Below are 4,175 nucleotides of genomic sequence, written 5' to 3' on the forward strand. Positions count from 1 at the left end.
CGCTTCAGCGGCGCCGGTCGCCATCAGCACATCCACCCATCGCGGGTAGCTTCTCTCCGGGCCGATGCTCACACGTCCCGGGCACTGGGCGGGGAACAGGTGTAATGGGCCTGCACCCGGCTGATCGGCTCACCGGGATTGACGGTCAGCACCTCGGCGACCATGCGTCCGCCGATACTACGGAAGTAAAGGGTGACGGTGTCGACGCAGTACAGCACGTCGACCAGCTCGAAGCGCAGGTCAGGATAGCGGTCCAGGGCCGCGCCGAAGTAGCGGACCACAGCCTCGCGGCCTTTGAGGGTGCTGGAGTCGGTTATTTCCTCCGCGAACGGGGAAACGAGCTCCACATCGGGGGCGTAGAGAAGAGCGATTTCCTTGAGGTCATGCCGGTTCCACACCATCACGTGCTCACGTCCGAACTCAAGGGCGGCCTCGGGAGTCCAAACCATGTCGTTGCCTTTCAGCGGTCGTGACCCGCCGCAGCCTATAGTTCTACGGTGGCATTGTCCCCAGCAGGTCTCGCGGTCAGCCGCCGGCGGGTTTGGGATGGGTGGCGAAGAAGCGCCAGATGGCGTCGGTGGCGTTCAGCGCGGTGGACGGGGGATCAAGGTGCAGCAGGCGTTCCAGCACGGGCTTGGGCTCCCCGCCGGGCCACTGGTGACCTGCCCCGGCGATGGTGACCAGCTCGACGTCGTGACCGGCAGGGCAGCGGGCCACCGACGTCGTGACCGACCCGGCCGTCTCGACCGTCGGCGCGGGGCAGTGATCGACCTCGCGCCAGGTTGCGATCAGGGATGGAACCGCAGGCCCGTTGATCTTTGCGGTGCCGTCGCCCTGGCCACCGTTGTAGGGGATGTTGTGATCGGCGGTGCCGTGAAGGTGGATGACCGCGACGGGCGCCGGCGCTGGGCACGGGCCGAGCAGGGTGGCCGAGTCCGGCCCGATGGCGGCGAACACGGTGGTGTCGCAGGCCAGCCGGTAGGCGAGCATCCCGCCGTTGGATATGCCTGTGGCGTAGACCCGGGTCGGGTCGATGGGTAGCGCGTGGCTCACGATGGCCACGAGCTGGGTGATGAAGGCCACGTCGTCGACGTTGGTGCGCCCCGGCGTACCGCAACAGCCGCCGCCCACATCCCAGGCATGGTCGAGGCCGTCCGGATAGGCAACCATGAAGTGCTGACTGTCGGCCTCGGCGTCCCAGCCGTAGGAGGACTCGGCCTGGGTTCCGCTGCCGTAACCGCCGTGGAGCATGACGACCAGCGGCACCGCGCCCGACAACGGCAGCGACGCCGGCCGGTAGAGGTGGAAGGTCCGCGCCTGCCCGCCGACGGTGATCGTCTGGGTGGACGACCCGACCGCCACCGTCTCAGTCGCCGTGGGCCGGCCGGTGCCCTCCCCCGTGGACGCACCGTGCCCGGGGGTGCATCCGGTCACCATGACGAGCAGACCGACCACTGCTGACACCAGTGCGCGGACGGAAGGCGGAGCATGCGCAACGGCGGAGTGTGGGGCCACACGCTCATTGTGGCTCTTAAATGTCAAGAATTGGTAAGAATATATGTCAGAAGTGAGTAAGCCCGACGGCGACACCAGCCGACGTGCCGGTGCCTGTCGCGAGCCGCAGATGATCATTGGATGTCACTGGCGGGCGACCTTCGCGGCGACCTGGCTTATCACGTTCTGCTCCCGCGTCCGGTCCGGGACGCCGTTGATCTGACCAAGCACGATAGTGCTCTCGACACGGTCGGACCAGATGAAGATTATGTCGAAGGTAATGTGGATCTTACCGCCGTTGGCGGCGAGGGTTATCGCCATGCGTACGGCCTGTGTGGCCCCGGACAGCCCGGGCAGCGCCAGCGTCGAGTCGAGCGTGACGCTCTCGCCGTTGGACGACGCTTCTTGCTCGAGCCCCCGGAGGAAGAGCCGGCCAATGCAGGTGGGCGCCTGCGGACGTCGCAGGATGACCGCGTCACGTGCCACATCCCCCGGGCGATTGATGTCCGCGGACGAGCTGACATGGGCCAGCTCGTCGGGGCTCATCAGGTCGGGACCGTCCGCCGAGTCGATGGAGTTGTCCTGGATCTCGGCGGTCGGCACGCCAAGGCACGATGCGAACTCAGATTCGGAGATCTTCGGGTCCGGTGAGGTGTCGGTGGAGGTGTCCCGGACAAGCCCGGTGGTCTCGGCGCCTTCGGTGACGACGTAGTCGCGGGCGTGCAGGGTCGGGGCCGGCGATGTCGCGGTGGTCTGAGGCAGCGTGCTGGTGCTGCGGCCTGCGGGGGTACCGGTACCGGTACCCCCGCAGGCCGCCAGGCCGAACAGGGCGACCGCCACCACGGCGCCGCCCGCACGGGCCTGCGCCGGAGCCCGACCGTCACACCATCGCAGTACTCCCACAAGTCCCCCTAATATGAAGATCTCTGGCAATGTACCGTTACCGGTATCAAACCAGGTTAATATTCCCACCCGTCGGCGTATCAGAGTCCCCCGCCGGCAAGTCCGTTCTGGTCCGGGTTTGCCGCTAACCTGGGTGGCGTCTGCTGGGGGTGACCGCGCGAAGGGAGCAGGGCTGGTGGCTGAGGGTGACTCATCGAGGTGGGATTTCCGGTCGGTGGCTGATCCCGCCGATGCCGGCGCGGGCCGGGAATCGGGTGCCGACCTGAACCCGGACATCCCCCACATCGCGCGGATCTACGACTACTGGTTGGGCGGGAAGAACAACTTCGCCGCGGACCGGGCAGTGGCGGAGCAGGCCATGACGGCCATGCCCGACATGCGCGCCAGCGTTCTCAGCAACCGGGCGTTCCTGCGCAGGGCAGTGACCCACCTGGCCGGCGAGGCCGACATCCGCCAGTTCCTGGACATCGGCACCGGTCTACCGTCGGCCGACAACACCCACGAGGTCGCGCAAAGGGTCGCCTCCGACGCCCGGGTCGTCTACGTCGACAACGACCCGATTGTGCTGACGCACGCACGGGCGCTGCTGACCGGTGGCCCCGCCGGCGCCACCGCCTACCTCCACGGTGACGTTCGGGACCCGGCCGCCGTCCTGGCCGGCGCGGCCGAGACCCTGGACTTTCGCCGGCCGATCGCATTGATGTTGGTCGCCATCCTGCACTGCGTCGCCGATGAGGACGATCCGTACGCAATCGTCGCGGCACTGTCCGCTGCCCTGCCCGTCGGCAGCGCGTTGGTGCTGTCGCACCCGGCCAACGACGTGAACCCCACGATCGGAGCCGGCGCTGCCGCAGCCCGGATGAACCAGATGATGCCGATGAAAGTTACAATGCGTAGCAAAACACAGGTAAGTCGCTTTTTCGATGGCTGGGAACTGCTCGAGCCCGGTGTTGTGCCGGCGACTCAGTGGGGCACGAACGATTCCACCCCGACAGCGCTGTGGGCCGGCGTCGCACGCAAGAGCGCCCGGCAATAGGGACGGGGCCAGTCGCCGGCTGCGATGCGGACGACGGCCTGCCGATCCGGCCCAAGCCCGTCCGCATCCGGCGCCCCGACGGCCCGCTGGCGCCCGAGGAAGCCGACCTTTGCGAACACCTCCAGGCCCAGGTCCTCCAGAGCACAGAGGACGAGTACCCGGCAAGATCAATATCAGCGCCAACCACGGTTCCATTGATCCCCGGGGCCGGTGTTCTCGCGGGAGCAGGCAGATCAGGCGACCGGCATCGCTGGTGCGTTCGAGGAGGCGGGCGTCGGAACGCCGTGGATAGCCGGCGGCTCGCACCGCTGATTCGGCATCATTTCCCTGCCCAGTGATTGGGTGGCAGTGCCCTGCCGGATCATCCGCTGCCAGCGCAGTGGGGTGCCCCGTGCCGCGGTCACCACGGACTGTATGACCACCAGGTACATGAGCTGCCGGTAGACGAACATCTGGAAGGGCAACGCCCACAGTGGACGTAGTGGTTCCCGTTCGAGGCGGAACGCAAAGGCGGTGGTGGCGAACTGGATGCCGTAGAACACCCCGAGTGTGGCGTAGACCCGCCAGTCTCCGCTGAACAGCGCGTAGACAGCCAGTAGATCGACGGCGGGTGCGATCACCGGTAGCACGACCTGAAACAGGACGAGCTGGGGAAGTACGAGCCGCCCGAGTCGACCGCCGGGCCCCCTTTCGAGCACGGCATGCCGGTGTTTCCAGATCGCCTGCATGGTTCCGTAGCACC

At 67.2% G+C, this 4,175-nt stretch carries 4 protein-coding genes and 1 pseudogene; 1 reads left to right on the forward strand and 4 read right to left on the reverse strand.

The window, feature by feature from the left end:
• Nucleotides 1-68: 68 nt before the first annotated feature.
• The 3 genes from U9977_RS25995 to U9977_RS26005 form a co-directional block, all read right to left on the reverse strand.
• Nucleotides 69-449 (reverse strand): nuclear transport factor 2 family protein, encoded by a 381-nt coding sequence (locus U9977_RS25995; protein WP_322751916.1) that lies wholly within the window; start codon nt 447-449, stop codon nt 69-71.
• A 76-nt stretch (nt 450-525) separates the two neighbouring features.
• Entirely contained in the window at nt 526-1,437 is a 912-nt protein-coding gene (locus U9977_RS26000; RefSeq protein ID WP_416210784.1) for an alpha/beta hydrolase family esterase, read from the reverse strand.
• A 201-nt stretch (nt 1,438-1,638) separates the two neighbouring features.
• Nucleotides 1,639-2,397 carry a hypothetical protein gene (locus tag U9977_RS26005; RefSeq protein WP_322751918.1) on the reverse strand — a complete coding sequence of 253 codons (759 nt, stop codon included), beginning with the start codon at nt 2,395-2,397 and terminating at the stop codon, nt 1,639-1,641.
• Nucleotides 2,398-2,611: 214 nt separating this feature from the next.
• Here U9977_RS26005 and U9977_RS26010 point away from each other — a divergent pair, with 214 nt between their 5' ends.
• Nucleotides 2,612-3,433 carry an SAM-dependent methyltransferase gene (locus tag U9977_RS26010; RefSeq protein WP_416210785.1) on the forward strand — a complete coding sequence of 274 codons (822 nt, stop codon included), beginning with the start codon at nt 2,612-2,614 and terminating at the stop codon, nt 3,431-3,433.
• Nucleotides 3,434-3,666: 233 nt separating this feature from the next.
• Here the strand turns inward: U9977_RS26010 and U9977_RS26015 are convergent.
• Nucleotides 3,667-4,175: pseudogene (locus U9977_RS26015) on the reverse strand (hypothetical protein); the annotation flags it as partial.

This window comes from Protofrankia sp. Cas8, assembly GCF_963555845.1.
Classification (GTDB): Bacteria; Actinomycetota; Actinomycetes; order Frankiales; family Frankiaceae; genus Protofrankia.

Excerpts from the sequence above, each read along its gene's own strand:
- U9977_RS26000 (WP_416210784.1), bottom strand. The coding sequence starts at position 1,437 with ATGGTGACCGGATGCACCCCCGGGCACGGTGCGTCCACGGGGGAGGGC.
- U9977_RS25995 (WP_322751916.1), bottom strand. The coding sequence starts at position 449 with ATGGTTTGGACTCCCGAGGCCGCCCTTGAGTTCGGACGTGAGCACGTG.